This window comes from Acinetobacter sp. YH12095, from assembly GCF_013419245.1.
GTDB lineage: Bacteria > Pseudomonadota > Gammaproteobacteria > Pseudomonadales > Moraxellaceae > Acinetobacter > Acinetobacter towneri.
In genome coordinates, this window is the sequence record NZ_VPAL01000010.1 from 74,891 (window position 1) to 90,325 (window position 15,435).

Genomic DNA, 15,435 nt, shown 5'->3' on the forward strand with positions numbered 1-15,435 from the left:
TATCGTTCAAATTCTATTCTATTTAACATAATCAATGTTATACGAAATACAGATGTTAGAACCCATTTAAAGTGTCTGTATTCTCACCAATAAAAATGTCTAGTTTATGATGATTTAACCATCATGGACTGGATATGAAATATAGATGCTGATCACTATGTCTGACAAAGAAATTCAACGTCTTGCGGTTCTGCAAGACGTTCGAGATCATCGTATTACCCAAGTCCGTGCTGCTGAAATCCTGAATCTTTCCCCCGTCAAATTACCCGGTTATTGCAGAAGCTCAATCAAGATGGTGTTTCAGGTCTGGCTCATGCCAGTCGTGGTCAACCTGGCCATCGTCGCCATGATGACTTGTTAAAAGCAAAGTGCCTTTCCATTATTTCTGAACATCTGCTGGGCTTTGGGCCCACCTTGGCGCATGAGAAGCTCAGCAGCATGTTTGAGCTGAATATTCCTGTGGAAACAGTTCGTCGCTGGATGACTGCCAATGAGCTCTGGATTCCGCGATCCAAGCGTCTGAAACGTCCATATCAGCCTAGATATAACCGTGATTGCTTCGGTGAACTGATCCAGATTGATGGCTCCTATCATGACTGGTTTGAAGGACGATCCGCCAAATGCTGTTTGCTGGTTTATATCGATGACGCCACTGGAAAGCTGTTGCATCTGCGCTTTTGTGAGGCTGAAACGACCTTCGACTATATGCTTTCCACGAGAGCCTACATTAAGCAATATGGCAAGCCTTTGGCCTTTTATAGCGATAAACACTCAGTATTCCGAGTGAATCAGAAATCGAGCCAAGACAGCAAGATCACGCAATTTGGGCGGATTCTGAATGAGTTAAACATCGATATTATTTTTGCCAACTCACCACAGGCCAAAGGACGTGTGGAACGTGCTAACAGGACACTTCAGGATCGTCTGATCAAAGAGATGCGTCTGGAAGGCATCAGTTCGATTGCTGAAGCCAATGCTTGGCTACCCTGCTTCATTGAGCAGTTCAATCAGAAGTTCGCCAAGTGTGCGCGTAACTCAAAGAATTTACATCGACCATTAACCGAATCTGATCTTGAACTGGATGATATTTTTACCTGGCAGGAACCACGTAAGGTCACCAAGAATCTAACCCTGACGTATGACAAATGTATTTATATGCTTGAACCGACTGAATTGAACCAGAAATTAGTTGGACAATACATTTCATTTCTGGAGTACCCGGATGGCACTGTTGCGATCATGTATGAAGGACGGAAGATCAACTACAGTATCTTCAATAAACTGACTGGACTGCAGCAGAATGAAGTGGTTGAGAATAAACGGTTAGGCGCAGTTCTGGCCCATATCCAACAACAGCATGAAGAGTTGGAAAAACAGAATAAACGTTCCCGTGCCAAGAAAAGTATGCCGAGTCGTAAAGCTCAGAAAGCTAGCAATGAACAAAGAAATTTAAATCCTGTTCTTGACTCTTGCAGTTAAAAACAGGACATTTTAAATGGTTTATCGCATAGACATTTTAATTGGTGAATAACAACAGCTTTTTAAATTGTGTTATAATTCAGTATGCTAACACCTAGTTTACAGCCCACTCACCCTCGAGTGGGCTTTTTTTATGATTTTTCACGTTCCACGCCTATTCTTTAATCAATGTTCCACGGTTTTATTTAATGTTGCTGAACAATCAATGGATACCAGTAAAGCCCTTTAGGTCTTCTGTTGCTTCAAATATAAAGTCTCTACGATCAAGGATTAGACAATCTTTATTGTGTCGTCTGACTGATCTTGTGGCTTTGCTAATATCATGGCAATCCCAAGATTTGGGATAATACTTTATTAAAGAACGGACAATCTTGTTTTTATATTCTGAGTTTTCTATAATCTTAATTATGTTACATAATCAAGATTGATAATAAAAATGACGCAAAATAAGCATGGTGGTGCACGCAAAGGTTCTGGCCGTCCTTTTGTCTATAACGAACCGACCAAGGTCATTCGGGTGCCAGAGTCTCGTGTATTGGAAATCAAGAAATACCTGAAAAAAAATGACACTCCAAAGTTTAACGATATTTCCTCTATTACATTGCTTGAGACAAAAACACATTATGAGATTCCTGTTGCTTTGCAAAAAGTTGCTGCAGGCTTCCCTTCCCCTGCTCAGGACTATATCGATAAGACCCTTGATCTAAACGAGTTTCTTATTCAAAACCAACAGGCAACCTTTATCGTTGAAGTGGAATCCTTATCCATGCGTGATGCAGGGATTGATCTGAATGACAAGCTAATCGTTGACCGTAGTATTGAAGCCAAGCATGGGGATATTGTTCTGGCATTGATAGACAATGATTTTACGATTAAACGTTTAATGATTGAGGGTAATCAATGCTGGTTGCAGGCGGCTAATCCTGATTTTGCTGATATCTATTTGAAAGATAATCAAACCATGCTGATTTGGGGTGTGGTTACCAGTGTGATCAAGAAGTTCAGATGAGCAGTTACGAGCGGATTTATGCCCTGATTGATATTAACAACTGTTATGTCAGTTGTGAGCGGGTATTTAATCCCAGTCTAAACAACAAACCTGTCATTGTTCTCAGCAATAACGATGGCTGTGCTGTGGCAAGAAGTAATGAAGCCAAAGCGCTGGGCATCAAAATGGGCGTTCCTCTCTTTCAAATACAAGATATTGTTCAGCAACATCAGGTCGTGGTGTTATCCAGTAACTATGCTTTATATGCTGAAATGTCCAAGCGTTTTCATTCAATTTTGGCTAGTTTTGTTGCGCCACCTGAACAGGAAATCTATTCAATTGATGAGTGTTTTTTAGACCTGACCAGTTATGCACAAAATTTTGACTTAACTCAGTATGCGCATCACATGAAACAACGATTGTTGGATTGGATTGGCTTGCCCGTCTCGATTGGTATCGGGCGTAGTAAAACTGAAGCCAAAATGGCCAACCATCTTGCCAAAAAAAGACAGGGTTTCAAGGGTGTGTGTAACTTACTCAATATGGATTTCCTAGATCAGGAAATGCTTTATTCAGACATTGAGGTCGGTGAAGTTTGGGGCGTTGGTCGTAAGTTAGTTAAAAAACTAAATGCCATGGGAATCTATTCGGTACTGGATTTAGTGATGCAAGATTCTCATCGCATGGCGAGCCTTTTTTCTGTGGTAATGCAAAGAACAGTATTGGAGCTGCAAGGTGTTTCTTGTATGCAGTTAGATGATGCCCCTCCCCCCAAACAGCAAATCATAGCAAGTCGTTCATTTGGTGAAAAAGTTACCGAGCAAGATGATCTCAAAGAGGCTATGGGCAAGTATGTACAGGATGCGGTCATACGTTTACGAGCAGACGCTTCCTTATGTGGATGTGTCATTGCTTTTGTGCAATCGAATCCTTTTGATTCAAAGGTTCCCTATTACAGTAAATCGTTGGCTTTTGAGTTTCCTGAACCGACGGATTGTGTTTTGGATCTGATTAAAACAGCTATGCAACTGCTGGAACACATTTATAAATCTGACGTGAAATATAAAAAGTGTGGTGTAATTCTGACGGATTTAATTGCTAAGCAGCGCTTTACTCCTGACCTGCTGACGGACCACAGCCAGCGTGAAAGTAATGAAAGCCTCATGCAGACTTTAGAAGCGGTACAGGCGAGATATGGGAAAACTAAATTAGCTGTTGGCAGCTGCTACTTGCCACAACGAAAGTGGTCCATGAATCGTACCCATTTGACCCAAAACTATTTCAGCTGGCAGGGATTATTAAAGATCAGCCATTAAATTAATTAGCCTCACCTATTTGGTTTAAGTCAGCTTAATGAAGAACTCGACACATAAGCCGACACAGGCTTGATCCTCAGTCAACCATTTAACAACGTAAGTATGTTGTTTGGGATCCATGTAACACCTCTCGAGGAAAAGGTGGTTAGTAATAAAACTCTGCTCAAGCAAATTTATTGGGTTAACTGTCAGTTTTCACCATCTCATGTCCTTTATTTCTAGAACATTCTAGACTTTTCTCGACCTAGAATTTTTATTCTTTAAAGGTGTCATTCAACGCCTGTTGCACAGCATCAATACGTAATTTGCAGGCTTTATAGGCAGTCATGGACTCTTCAACGATCGCCATAAGGTTATCAATATCCGGTTCTTCCTGAGATTCAAGAAATTCGGCATTTTTCTTGAGAATTTCATAACCTTTCTTGAAACTTAGTTCTTCATTGTTCATGTGCGTTTACCTGTGTCACGGTGGCATCAATGGTGCCATCCTTAAGTTCAATCTGTAATTGCTGGTCAGTAATCTGCTGTATGGAACGGATGGCTTTGCCTTGGCTACGGACAATTGCATAGCCCTTGGCCATCACATTACGTGGATTCTGTAGCAAGGTTTCCCTCATCAATGACTCTACCTGCTGTGAAGCTAGTTTAATCTGTTGTTGAGCAAGATACTTAGTATCACTCTTCAGCATATCAACTCTACGTTGGGCTTCATTGATCTGGTTCTGTGTCAGAGTTTTGATAGTTTTCAGATACTGATCACTCTGGCTCTGGTAGGTGATCAACTGGTGCTGTGACAGTAGCTTGATGGTCTGCAAAGCAGTACTAACTTCATTGACTCGCTCCACAATCAGGTTACGGATCCCTGCGATCACTTTACTCGGAGTATCAAAGGAACGGTGTGCAATTTCATCCAAAATAGTGTGGTCTTTCTCGTGGCCAATACCGACCCAGATAGGCACAGTTCTTTTACACAGCAGTGCGGCCAGATCATAATCATTCAGGTAAGCTAGGTCATTCACGGCTCCACCACCACGGATAATCACAATAAGGTCTGGTGCTATCAAGTAATCTTGAGCCCACTGTCTTAAGGCACGGCCCAAAACCTGAATGATGCTGGCAGAAGCAGTATTACCCTGAAAAGTTGCTGAATGATAAACGAAATGGCAGACACCAGCCTGAGCCAGGGCATCCGCATCTTTTTTAAAGTCACCTAACCCTGCAGCATTTTCCGGTGCAATGACCAAGACATTCTGAATATCAAAGGGTACCGGCAACTGTTTATTGTTATTGAGCAGGCCTTCCTCAGTCAGTCGCAGCAGAATCTGCTGATAGCGTTTGGCGATGTCTCCTAGAGTAAAGCTAGAGTCGATATCTTCGATATTGACCGAGAAGCCATATTGCGGATCAAATCTAGCTTTGACCTTGATCAGTACATTCAGGTCTTTCGACAGTTCAATACCACTTTCTCGTTCAAACTTTAGAACTATTTTTTGTGCCGTAAATTTCCAAATGGTGCCTTTACAACTAGCGATCACCTTATGGCTTTCTTCATCTTTCTCAGCCAACTCAAGATAATAGTGACCGCCTTTAATACTTAAATTACGGATCTCAGCCTTGACCCACACTGCCCCATCAAAAGTCAGATGGATGACTTCCTGTACAGTGGCAAGGTATTCACTAAGGCTGAGTTGTTGACGTTCTGACATGATGTAAAGGATAGCTAAAATATAAGGAGGTGAGATTTAACCTAATATTGATCAATTCTACTGCAAATCAGATGAGTTTATTGCAATTTTGAGAAATGTATAAGTTCTTCTTAGACACCTAGAGTGATCATTGAGATTTTTAGTTTAATTATACTTTTATATTAAAATAGATATATAATCAATAAAATCATTATATTTTACTATTTTAATAAAATTATGAAGCAATACTGTACACTGCAAATCTACCAAGACTATGAATGGCATGACTGTGCTTTGGTTGAGGTTACGGATGATCAAAATGCTGGATGGCAGGCAGCTACACGTACATCATATTTGTTCGAATATGCTATTTCATATATGGATCTAAGAGATGGTCATGCGCTTGCTTATGACTTACCAGTGAACGTTCAAAATAGATTGGAATCAACTTGGCCAGCATTTCTTATGGATCTATTACCTCAAGGATACGGCCGCAAAGAATTACTAATACAGCTTGATTTTTCTGAGAATGTTCAGGAACAAGCGGACTGGGCGCTTTTAAAAGCAGGCGCAGGAAATCCAATTGGGAATCTGCGAGTCAAAGAGGCTCATGAGTGGTTACAAAGTCATTTCCCAAAGCTGCAGAATCAGGGATTTAGCCTAAGCCAAATTATTGAACGTAAAGAGAAGTTTATTGAATCGCTCGCATCTTATGGACTTTTTATTGCTGGTTCATCTGGTATTCAGGGTGAGTGGCCAAAATTGTTGTTAACACAAGGTTATGATGATCTTTTCTATCTAGATCATACTCTTCCAGATGATCAAGTTAAGCAGCATTGGTTGGTTAAATTTAGCCGCGGCAGTGATCAAAATTTGAATAAAATCCTGATGAACGAAGCTTTGTATATGAAAGTCGCTCAGTACTTGCAACTACGTGTACACCGGGATCTTGAGCTACATGGCAAGACTTTGTTTATTCCAAGATTTGATCGCAAAGTAATTAATGGCAAAGTTGAAAGAATTGCTCAGGAAAGCCTTGCATCTCTAGGTGGGAAGGCGGGCTTTGGGGTTAGAATGACCCATAATCAAATATGTACCCTGCTTATGGAGGCTTGTACCGAACCAAAGCAGGAAGTATTTGAGTATTTGAAGCGTGATCTCGCAAATGTTGCCTTAGGCAATAAAGATAACCATACTCGCAATACAGCAATCCAACGCTTCAATAATGGTAAAATTCAGCTCACACCATTATTTGATTTTGCGCCAATGTGGTTACATCCTGATGGTATTGCACGTACTACTCGTTGGGAAAGAGATGATCATGGTGGTATGCCACTTTTGAGTTCTGTGATTGAGCAGATAGCTGAAAGCACTTCGATTGGTCCACAAGAAATTAAAACTTTATTAATTGAACAGTTACCAATTTATCGGGGATTGTTAGAAAAGATGCAGGCTCTTCAAGTAGCGGATGAAATTCTGGAAAATAGCCAATATCGAATAATCAATATTTGCCAGCAGTTGGAGGAGATCAGCCATGGATAAACGTTTTAAACCATTGACCCCTATTCAACAAATGGAAAAAAGACTATCTGTGCTTGAAACCATCAATAATCATCCAGACTGGTCTTTTTATCAAGTTGCTCGATTTATTCGAACAGAGCTACATTTAACACTGAATGATATGGCTAAAATTACTAAGATTGCGCCACAGACACTGCAAAAAATGGAGCAACCAGGGAGCAATCCTACTTTGAAATCCATGCAGAAATTACTCGATACTTTCGGTTTACAATTACAAATAAAAGTTAAATGATTTTTAATTCTGAGCCATCGGTTTTTCTAAAATCTTATCCGTTTAAGGATACAAAGAGGAAATAAACAGGCTCTAGGTTGTTTTATGATTATTTTTAGACAAACGACTCCAAAACCTTATGTAGCAAGGGTTTTGTCTCTACAGTAATTAATTTGTTTTTGAAAAAATGGAGTAGAGTGTTTGAAATATGAATAATCGAATTCGGTTTCTGTAAGCACAGTAATTTCATCTGCATGTGCTTTATATTCATCTATATTTTCGAGTAATTCATCCTCTGAGAATGGGAGTTTTTTTTGATTTTCAGTGTCGTTCATAGAGTCATATCCTGAGAAGTTATTTAGATCATCATAAACCAGACATTTTTAATGGTGAGAATACAGACACTTTAAATGGTTTCTAACACAAAAAAGGGAGCTTATAGCTCACTGCTGTCCCATAGTTTGATTTAAATAAAAAAACCTGAGTCTGAATCGTTAAAATATAAGTGCGAACCAACACTTTAACGACCAAGGACTCAGGTTTTGTCATATCAGAATACCGTATTTCATCAATTGATTAAACCCATACTCCGACAAGATTTTGAACGTCTTGTTCAAATACATCATGTCGGTCAGAAATTTAGAGCCGCTTCAAGATGGGATCAGTTCATTGCCATACTGATGTCTCAACTTTCCTGCAGACAAAGTCTGCGGGATATTCAATCTAATCTAGAGTGTCAACAAGAAAAGCTGAATGCTCTCGGAGCAAAGTCTATCACCCTCGCAGTACACTGGCTCGAATCAATCAGGAACAGCCTGCAGCCTTGTATGAACAGCTATTTTACACCTTGCTTAAATCTTATGAACACTCAAAAGTAGCTCATAAATTCCGCTTTAAGAATCCCTTATATTCCCTGGATGCCAGCCATATTGATCTGTCATTTTCCTTATGTGAATGGGCCAAAGTGCATGAATCCAAAGCCAGCATGAAACTTAGCGTTGGCTTAAATTACAGCAATACCATTCCTGAATTTGTGGCGCTTGGGGATGGCATTGAAAATGATATGGTACAAGGCAGAGCATTCAAATTTCCTGCTGGCAGTATTGTCGTATTTGACAAAGGATATATTGATTATCAATGGTTTGCCCAATTGACTCATCAAAAGGTCAGTTTTGTCACCCGATTGCGCCCAAAGACAGTTTATCAAGTGAAATCTAGCCGCAGCGTATTAGCATCTAAAGGTATTATTGCGGATGAATGGATTGAATTAAGTAGTGCTTATGCAAAGAAAAGAGGTGCTCCCAAATTATTAAGACGTATAGAATTTTATGATACCGATAAGAACAGGACGTTTGAGTTTCTGAGTAATAACTTTCATCTGGCAGCATTAACGATTGCTGCAATTTATAAAGACCGTTGGAAAGTGGAGCTGTTCTTTAAAGCACTTAAACAGAATTTAAAATTAAAGTCATTTCTAGGCCGAAGCCGTAATGCCATACAAACTCAAATTTGGATCGCGTTAATCGCCTATTTGCTGGTGAGTTTCGCTCAACATCTGGGGAAAGAAGGCTGGACAGTGCAGCGCTTACTCAGAATCATTCAAGTGAATTTGTTTGAAAGAAAAACGTTAAAAGCTTTATTCTCACCCGATAAAATCCCCATTAAACAAGAGGAAGCTTATTTAAGCTTCCTCTTGTGAAAAATTGTGGGACAGCAGTGGCTTATAGCTACCTTTTTTATCGTTACACATTAAATCCTATATGTTTTCCTGTTGGAAGCTCCACATCAATACGGAGCTTACCACCCATTGCCTCAACATACTTTTTCATGGTTGAAATCTTTAAATCATTACCACGATTTTCAATTGCTGAAAGTGATGGCTGTTTTATTCCCAAAGTTTCAGCAAGTTCTTTTTGGGAAATCTCTAACTCTTCTCGAATAAGATGGAGCTGAGTCTCTAACAGTAGCTCATCAGCCATTTTTTTAATACGTGCTTGGCTCTCTGGAGAGCGACTAACCAATAATTCCTGTAAGGTTTTAGCCATTAGATTGTTCTCCTAGGGTTGAGAGATGAAGTTCGTATTGCTGTTCTGCAATGTCCAGCATCTCTTTTATAGAAACGCTTTTTACCGCCTTTATCACCGATGCAAAGCACAATGGCCTGTCGTAATGGATCAAATGCAAAAAAGGCTCTAAGTGGTTTACCTCTATGCTGAACGCGTAGCTCTTTCATATTGGTAAATTTAGAGTCATACACGGTATCCACTAAAGGGCGACCTAAGCTAGGTCCCTGCTGCTGTAGAACGACCAAAGCTGCGAGGACTTTCTCTTGTGTTGATTCATCTTGCTGCTCAAGCCACTCATTAAACAGATCTGTTGTGATGACTGTCCACATATCACAACCAAAATATAGATTATAGTCTATATTTTATAGTGAACTTAGTCAGTTTTCAAATGGTAATAAAAAACCCCGACATCCTGTCGGGGTTTTTCGTGTTTGGTTGCAAGGTATAACTTCTGTCGTACCTAACCATCCTTGTGCTGATCTTTCTTATTCTTGTTGTTTGGAGCTTCCTGCTTTCCTTGACTACATCATAAGAAATAAAGCTTTGATCAGCTAGAAGCAGATTCCTTAAATTACTGTACGTCAAAGCGTACAAAAATGGCTTAAAAATAGCCCCAGAGTTATCCCCATAAATTGTGGATTTTTTTCAGGTTGAAAGCCTTATAGATTGTAGGTGATTTTCTGTTTTGAGTGTTTTTTGAGCAAAAATGTTGGCAAAAAATATCAAAACCGCTCATAAAAAAGCCGACTTGTTTCAAAATCGGCTTTTTGTGCATTTTTAGATTTTTCTGGTTTTATTAAGTATCTGATATTTATATTAATATACAAGTGTATTGCGTATAACCACCATTATGTTAAATAGAGGGAAAATCTATTTTTAAAGTGATAAAATTATTGCAGTTATTTTAAGAATAGCTGCTTTTGATACTTGATCATCTATCCTAATTAAAAACTGTTTTTTAATAATTTGGAATATAAATAAGATTTAGTTAAAATTAACATTATTCATATAAATTAACATTATGTATTACATTTACTAATAATTTAAAATAATTAGTAGAAAAAAATTATGTTTTAATTATTTCTTTGATTATATAAGTTGAGAGTAAAAAATGATTAATACGGAATTTTCAAAGTGTATTTCTGCATGTACAAACTGTTCACTTATTTGTACTGAATGTGCAACTTCTTGTTTAAAAGAAAAAGATTTAGAGATGATGCGTGAATGTATTCAACGTTGTCTAGAATGTGCAGATATTTGTCAGTTATGTGTGCGTATGCAACAACATAACTCACCTTTCCTCAAAGAGATTTGTGAGCTTTGTGCTAAGATCTGTGAATATTGTGCGGAAGAGTGTGAAAAACATTCACATGATCATTGTAAAAAATGTGCTGAGGCTTGCCGTCAGTGTGCAGAAGAATGTCGAAAAATTGCCATGTAAAATACTTCAATAATGTTAATTATATGCTCTAGACTAACATAATCATTCTGCTAGTCTAGAGCCTTTCCTAAAATTAACATAATACACCTTATACGAAGCCAAAAATGGGAGCTTTAAGCTCCCATTTTTAGTCTTTAATTCGCTTTTTCGCTTCGTCATAAACTATGCTATCAGCTCGTTTTCCGACGGTAATGAGCAGGATAACTACCTGATCATCTTTAACTTGATAGACAAGTCGGACACCAGCTTTTAATAATTTGATTTTATAGCAACCTGCAAGATCGCCTCTAAGCATATTCTTTGGAATATGTGGCTGCTCTATGACTTTGGCTAGTTTCTTTTTAAATTGATCTCGTATAGCAACAGGGAGTTTTCCCATTCTGCTGTAAAGTCCTTGTGACGTAAAAGCTTATAAGTCATCTAATGTGACTTCCTCAAACATCTCTTTAGGATCATTAATGCGCTTACGGACAAGAGCTAATAATTCTTCATCTTCTTCCGAAAGCAAAGCTTTTTTGACAGGCAGTTTCCCAGTCGTAGCAACATACTCAAGAATACTAGTGAAGAAATCAGTAGGTGCAATACCTTGCTCTTTAAGGATTGAATAAGATTTTTCTTTAAGGGCTTCATCGATCCTGAAGTTAACAGTAGCCATCATATTTCCCAAGTATTTAATGTACTAGGAATATTGTAATGCAAATTGCATTACAAGTCGACTTCGCATAACAGCCATTATGTTAAATAACTTTTAGAAGCTTTAGTACAAGCTTGACAGATTGTCTTATCATTATAAAATAACCTTATTCAAATCATCCTCCCAAGAGTAACGCCAATGAAGTAAGTCATTTTCTCATCATTATTTTTAAACTTTTGATGTGCAAAATAGATTCTACTTGTGGCTATATATTCTTGGTCTCTACTTTATATCCTAAATAATATATTGTTTTTTATAAGTTAATCTTCACTATTTTGCATATCCTCTACATGAGGAATTTTTTATGCAACATGCATGTATTGCTTCAAACTTAAATTTAGAATTTTCTACACAGAAAATGTTTGATCAGCTAAACATTACGCTTTTATCAGGACAGGTTTCTGCATTAATTGGACGTAATGGTTTAGGTAAATCCCTATTGTTCAGAATATTAGATCAAAGCCAAGCTTTAGATATTCATTATAGTGGTCAAGTTTCATGGAATATCCAACATGATTATTTGGCACAATTAGAACGCCTTAATGCTGAAAATATTGCACAAGCATTAGAGGTAGATCATTTACATCATGCTTTTCGGCGTATAGAGAACAATACAGCTAGTTTTGATGATTATGAGTTAGTTGAAAATACCTGGGATTTACCACAAAAATGGCAAAATATACTTGAAAATGCTGACTTACCTACGGATTTGAACTTTCCAACAGAAAAACTGAGTGAAGGACAAAAAACAAAGCTGGCTTTATGTCGTTTGTTTTTAAAAAAGGATCACTATCTACTTTTAGATGAACCAAGCAACCATTTAGACTCAACATCTAGACAATGGTTAATTGAGAGTATTTTGGCACACCCTAGTGGTGTATGCCTGATTAGTCATGATCGCCAATTACTCAATCAAGTCCAACATATTTATGCTTTAACTGAATTAGGCTTACAACACTACAAAGGTAATTATGAGCATTACATTCAACAGCATCAGCTACACATGGATGCATTAACTCAGTCTATTAATAATGAGAAAAAAGAATTAAAGCAGTTAAAACAACGGCAACATGATAGCTTAATGAAAGCGAATAAACGTCAATCTAAAGGCAATGAACTTCGTGATTCTAATTCTCAAGCAAAGATTTTTCTAGATTTCAAAAAGGAAAATGCTGGACAAAGCTTAGGTAAGCTACGTGCCCAACAAACTCGACAAACTGATGATTTGAAAAATAGTCTGATTAATAGGCAGACCATTGTAGAAAAAATCAAAGCTCAGAAGTTTGAATTCCACTTACAGAGTACGAAGCAAGGAGAGATTTTAAGAATTCATGATTTAAAGCTACCCCATACAGCAACAAATAAAATTAATTTTGCATTGAAAGCTGGCGAAAAAATCCATCTTAAAGGTGCTAATGGAATTGGTAAATCAACCTTATTGAAATTGATTTCTACCCATCAACGTGATGATATTTTCTTTAGTGGAACATGTTTGTATTTAGATCAAAACTTTAGTTTATTAAATAATGATTTATCCGTAATCGAAAACCTTGCACTTTATAACTCCAATCTTACTGAAGTTGAGTGGAGAAATTTGTTAGGTCAGTTACGTATTCGTCGTGAAAAAGCTTTATTAAAACTATCAGAACTGAGTGGTGGTGAAAAATTGAAAGTCGCATTATTAGCAATGAGTCACTATCCTGATGGTATTGATTTATTATTGCTTGATGAACCAGAAAATCATTTAGATATTGAGTCTAGAGAGCTTCTATCGCAGGCTATTAGCCAATATCAGGGCGCTGTAATTTTAGTTTCACATGATCATTTTTTTGTTGAACAGTGTGAAATATCTGAAGAGTATTTAATTGAGTAAAATGACATTTTCAAATATATAGATTTATTAGTTCTACTAAAATTAACATAATACACCTTATACGCAATACTTTTTAAATTGTGTTATAATTCAATGTGTTGATTTCAGTTTTATAGCCCACTCACCCTCGAATGGGCTTTTTTTATGATTGTTCACGTTCCACGCCTATTCTTTGATCAATGTTCCACGGTTTTATTTAATGTTGCTGAACAATCAATGGATACCAGTAAAGCCCTTTAGGTCTTCTGTTGCTTCAAATATAAAGTCTATCGATGACATTTTCATTTTTCAAATAGCGATAGACAGCCTGTCTGCTAATACCAAAAGCTTTAGCTAAATCGACTTTCGATGGATATTTCCCTTCTTTCCAGGCGTGTCGTAAAGCTTCAGCCTGCTCTTGATTTAACTTATGGACTCGACCTTTATATTTACCTTGAGCCGCTGCAATCTTAATCCCTTCTTTTTGGCGCTCTAAAATAATCTCTCGTTCAAATTGGGCAAAAGCCCCCATAAGTTGCTGAGTATTCTTATGTAAACCTACCAGTTATTCTTATTCAAATCCTGCCACTCATTTTGGATAGTAGTAGGCCATTGATTTTCTATTCAAATAATTCAAAACAAAATATCCAAATTTGAATCTTGAAGCACAATCTTAATCTGCTATAATTTGTACATCAAATTGATGTACTTGTTGGGTGGGATATGACTAACTTAGCAACGGAACGAATTAATATTCGTTCAACAGTAGATGCAAAAAATGTAATTGAACAAGCTGCGAATTTATTGGGACTCAGTGTAAGTTCCTTTATGCTTCAATCCTCATTTGAAAGAGCAAAAGAATTACTTAAATCTAATTATGAGTTAAAAGTAAATAATGCTGATCGAGATATGTTAATGAACATACTTGAGAACCCACGCCCTGCAAATGATGAGATGAAAAAATTAATGAGTTTATTAGATGAAAATTGAGGTTTTACAAGCCCATCATCAGAAAAAATCATTTAATTGCGGGCAAGATGATTTAAATAAATTCATAAAACAGTATGCATCCCAACATCAGAAATCAGGAACAAGTAAAACGTATGTTGCTATTGATGATGATCTACAAGTGAGAGGGTTTTATTGTTTATCCAGCACATCCATAGGATTTGATGTAGTTGATACTGTGCTTACTAAACGATTACCTCGTTATCCGCTCCCTTGTGTAGTTGTAGGTCGCTTTGCCGTTGATCAAACCGTTCAGGGGCGAGGAATTGGGAAAGTGCTTTTAGCCCATGCTCTTAAACAAGTTTCAACAGTTGCTCAAATTATTGGTGTTAATTTTGTTGTAATACATGCTAAAGATAAAAAAGCGATGGAGTTTTATCAGCGTTTCGGCTTTATTTCATTAACATCAAATCCATTAACATTAATATACCCAGTGAGTGAAATACCTAGTTTCAATTGAAAGTGGTCTACTAGCAATAGGAGTGACTGGTAAACTGCTTACAGGAATTAGTGGCTGATTTATCCAATAATCTGCAAGTTGCAACATCAAATTATCCATCGGGGTGGCCTGAGCCGTAAATGTAATATTCTCTTTCACAAACTGAATAGCCACTCCCCTTTTTACAAGCTGATCAACCTCAGTCACTAAATCTTTAAGACTCCTAGCGAAGCGATCCATAGAGTGCACAACAATCATGTCACCTTCACGGACATAGCTGAGCATTTCCTGAAATTTAGGACGGGCTGTATTTTTTCCTGAAGCTTTATCGACAAATAATCGGTCTACTTCAATTCCCTCAAGTTGGCGTCCAATATTTTGGTCAATAGAGCTGACTCTGACATATCCAACTTTATGACCTTTCATATTGTTATCTACTAGATGACTATTTCTGCTTATTGTAACTAATGAATCTTAATCTTAAAAGTTACATGTAACGTATGTATGAATTTCATTTAAATGAGACATGTATTTTACAGCTTTCACAGTGTAACTTTAGGGTATACTTTAAAGTTACACAAAACATCTATATGAAGACTAAAGTCCAAATTAGTGTTTATGTTGGTTCAATGTATTACATTTCGTATTTTCTATTTGTAACGTAATTTCAGTAAT

13 protein-coding genes and 6 pseudogenes are annotated in these 15,435 nt (G+C 37.4%); 10 read left to right on the top strand and 9 right to left on the bottom strand.

Features of this window, described 5'->3' with window-relative positions:
* Window positions 1–145: 145 nt before the first annotated feature.
* From FTU35_RS08585 to FTU35_RS08595, 3 genes and pseudogenes are all read left to right on the top strand, one after another.
* A pseudogene (locus tag FTU35_RS08585) lies at window positions 146–1,479 on the top strand (ISNCY family transposase).
* Window positions 1,480–1,915: 436 nt separating this feature from the next.
* Entirely contained in the window at window positions 1,916–2,488 is a 573-nt protein-coding gene (locus FTU35_RS08590) for a LexA family transcriptional regulator (protein WP_000193118.1), read from the top strand.
* Window positions 2,485–3,783: a Y-family DNA polymerase gene (locus tag FTU35_RS08595; protein ID WP_000100479.1), complete on the top strand. Its 1,299-nt coding sequence runs from the start codon at window positions 2,485–2,487 to the stop codon at window positions 3,781–3,783. Before FTU35_RS08590 ends, FTU35_RS08595 begins: the two co-directional genes overlap by 4 nt.
* Before the next feature lie 253 nt (window positions 3,784–4,036).
* On the opposite strand, the gene xseB is transcribed toward FTU35_RS08595, so the two are convergent.
* Together xseB and xseA are read right to left on the bottom strand one after the other, a co-directional pair.
* Window positions 4,037–4,231, bottom strand: a complete 195-nt coding sequence (gene xseB / locus FTU35_RS08600) for an exodeoxyribonuclease VII small subunit (RefSeq protein ID WP_001058302.1) — start codon at window positions 4,229–4,231, stop codon at window positions 4,037–4,039.
* Window positions 4,221–5,489: an exodeoxyribonuclease VII large subunit gene (gene xseA / locus FTU35_RS08605; RefSeq protein ID WP_000004127.1), complete on the bottom strand. Its 1,269-nt coding sequence runs from the start codon at window positions 5,487–5,489 to the stop codon at window positions 4,221–4,223. Before xseA ends, xseB begins: the two co-directional genes overlap by 11 nt.
* Before the next feature lie 216 nt (window positions 5,490–5,705).
* On the opposite strand from xseA, the gene FTU35_RS08610 reads away from it, so the two are divergent.
* Window positions 5,706–7,010 carry a type II toxin-antitoxin system HipA family toxin gene (locus FTU35_RS08610; protein WP_000816116.1) on the top strand — a complete coding sequence of 435 codons (1,305 nt, stop codon included), beginning with the start codon at window positions 5,706–5,708 and terminating at the stop codon, window positions 7,008–7,010.
* Window positions 7,003–7,281, top strand: coding sequence for a helix-turn-helix domain-containing protein (locus FTU35_RS08615; protein ID WP_000361155.1), 279 nt, complete (start codon window positions 7,003–7,005; stop codon window positions 7,279–7,281). Before FTU35_RS08610 ends, FTU35_RS08615 begins: the two co-directional genes overlap by 8 nt.
* A 116-nt stretch (window positions 7,282–7,397) precedes the next feature.
* Here the strand turns inward: FTU35_RS08615 and FTU35_RS08620 are convergent, their stop codons facing one another.
* On the bottom strand, window positions 7,398–7,595 hold the full coding sequence (locus FTU35_RS08620; RefSeq protein ID WP_096902802.1) for a hypothetical protein: 198 nt from the start codon (window positions 7,593–7,595) through the stop codon (window positions 7,398–7,400).
* 207 nt (window positions 7,596–7,802) lie between these two features.
* Here FTU35_RS08620 and FTU35_RS08625 point away from each other — a divergent pair.
* Window positions 7,803–8,959, top strand: a pseudogene (locus FTU35_RS08625) (IS4 family transposase).
* Window positions 8,960–9,002: 43 nt separating this feature from the next.
* Here FTU35_RS08625 and FTU35_RS08630 read toward each other — a convergent pair.
* Both FTU35_RS08630 and FTU35_RS08635 read right to left on the bottom strand, forming a co-directional pair.
* Window positions 9,003–9,305, bottom strand: coding sequence for a helix-turn-helix domain-containing protein (locus FTU35_RS08630; protein WP_096902794.1), 303 nt, complete (start codon window positions 9,303–9,305; stop codon window positions 9,003–9,005).
* Window positions 9,298–9,655: pseudogene (locus tag FTU35_RS08635) on the bottom strand (type II toxin-antitoxin system RelE/ParE family toxin). The gene FTU35_RS08630 and the pseudogene FTU35_RS08635 overlap by 8 nt, the downstream one beginning before the upstream one ends.
* Before the next feature lie 782 nt (window positions 9,656–10,437).
* Between FTU35_RS08635 and FTU35_RS08640 the strand changes: the two are divergent.
* On the top strand, window positions 10,438–10,767 hold the full coding sequence (locus FTU35_RS08640; RefSeq protein WP_016658833.1) for a four-helix bundle copper-binding protein: 330 nt from the start codon (window positions 10,438–10,440) through the stop codon (window positions 10,765–10,767).
* Window positions 10,768–10,894: 127 nt separating this feature from the next.
* Here FTU35_RS08640 and FTU35_RS08645 read toward each other — a convergent pair.
* Window positions 10,895–11,187, bottom strand: a pseudogene (locus FTU35_RS08645) (type II toxin-antitoxin system RelE/ParE family toxin).
* A complete protein-coding gene (locus FTU35_RS08650) occupies window positions 11,177–11,422 on the bottom strand; it encodes a type II toxin-antitoxin system RelB/DinJ family antitoxin (RefSeq protein WP_000246755.1) in 246 nt (81 codons plus the stop codon). The pseudogene FTU35_RS08645 and the gene FTU35_RS08650 overlap by 11 nt, the downstream one beginning before the upstream one ends.
* Before the next feature lie 343 nt (window positions 11,423–11,765).
* Between FTU35_RS08650 and FTU35_RS08655 the strand changes: the two genes are divergently transcribed.
* A complete protein-coding gene (locus FTU35_RS08655; protein WP_159124549.1) occupies window positions 11,766–13,334 on the top strand; it encodes an ATP-binding cassette domain-containing protein in 1,569 nt (522 codons plus the stop codon).
* 253 nt (window positions 13,335–13,587) lie between these two features.
* On the opposite strand, the pseudogene FTU35_RS08660 reads toward FTU35_RS08655, so the two are convergent.
* Window positions 13,588–13,851 (bottom strand): annotated as a pseudogene (locus FTU35_RS08660) (helix-turn-helix domain-containing protein); the annotation flags it as partial.
* A 185-nt stretch (window positions 13,852–14,036) separates the two neighbouring features.
* On the opposite strand from FTU35_RS08660, the gene FTU35_RS08665 reads away from it, so the two are divergent.
* Complete coding sequence (locus FTU35_RS08665; RefSeq protein ID WP_004733309.1) at window positions 14,037–14,303, top strand: DUF1778 domain-containing protein; 267 nt, start codon at window positions 14,037–14,039, stop codon at window positions 14,301–14,303.
* Window positions 14,293–14,781 (top strand): GNAT family N-acetyltransferase, encoded by a 489-nt coding sequence (locus FTU35_RS08670; RefSeq protein ID WP_004733307.1) that lies wholly within the window; start codon window positions 14,293–14,295, stop codon window positions 14,779–14,781. The genes FTU35_RS08665 and FTU35_RS08670 overlap by 11 nt, the downstream gene beginning before the upstream one ends.
* A 75-nt stretch (window positions 14,782–14,856) precedes the next feature.
* On the opposite strand, the pseudogene FTU35_RS08675 reads toward FTU35_RS08670, so the two are convergent.
* A pseudogene (locus FTU35_RS08675) lies at window positions 14,857–15,186 on the bottom strand (recombinase family protein); the annotation flags it as partial.
* Window positions 15,187–15,435: the final 249 nt, after the last annotated feature.

Bases quoted from the DNA above. Each gene is read 5' to 3' on its own strand.
- FTU35_RS08590 (WP_000193118.1), top strand. From the start codon at position 1,916: ATGACGCAAAATAAGCATGGTGGTGCACGCAAAGGTTCTGGCCGTCCT.
- FTU35_RS08595 (WP_000100479.1), top strand. From the start codon at position 2,485: ATGAGCAGTTACGAGCGGATTTATGCCCTGATTGATATTAACAACTGT.
- xseB (WP_001058302.1), bottom strand. From the start codon at position 4,231: ATGAACAATGAAGAACTAAGTTTCAAGAAAGGTTATGAAATTCTCAAG.
- xseA (WP_000004127.1), bottom strand. From the start codon at position 5,489: ATGTCAGAACGTCAACAACTCAGCCTTAGTGAATACCTTGCCACTGTA.
- FTU35_RS08610 (WP_000816116.1), top strand. From the start codon at position 5,706: ATGAAGCAATACTGTACACTGCAAATCTACCAAGACTATGAATGGCAT.
- FTU35_RS08615 (WP_000361155.1), top strand. From the start codon at position 7,003: ATGGATAAACGTTTTAAACCATTGACCCCTATTCAACAAATGGAAAAA.
- FTU35_RS08620 (WP_096902802.1), bottom strand. From the start codon at position 7,595: ATGAACGACACTGAAAATCAAAAAAAACTCCCATTCTCAGAGGATGAA.
- FTU35_RS08630 (WP_096902794.1), bottom strand. From the start codon at position 9,305: ATGGCTAAAACCTTACAGGAATTATTGGTTAGTCGCTCTCCAGAGAGC.
- FTU35_RS08640 (WP_016658833.1), top strand. From the start codon at position 10,438: ATGATTAATACGGAATTTTCAAAGTGTATTTCTGCATGTACAAACTGT.
- FTU35_RS08650 (WP_000246755.1), bottom strand. From the start codon at position 11,422: ATGGCTACTGTTAACTTCAGGATCGATGAAGCCCTTAAAGAAAAATCT.
- FTU35_RS08655 (WP_159124549.1), top strand. From the start codon at position 11,766: ATGCAACATGCATGTATTGCTTCAAACTTAAATTTAGAATTTTCTACA.
- FTU35_RS08665 (WP_004733309.1), top strand. From the start codon at position 14,037: ATGACTAACTTAGCAACGGAACGAATTAATATTCGTTCAACAGTAGAT.
- FTU35_RS08670 (WP_004733307.1), top strand. From the start codon at position 14,293: ATGAAAATTGAGGTTTTACAAGCCCATCATCAGAAAAAATCATTTAAT.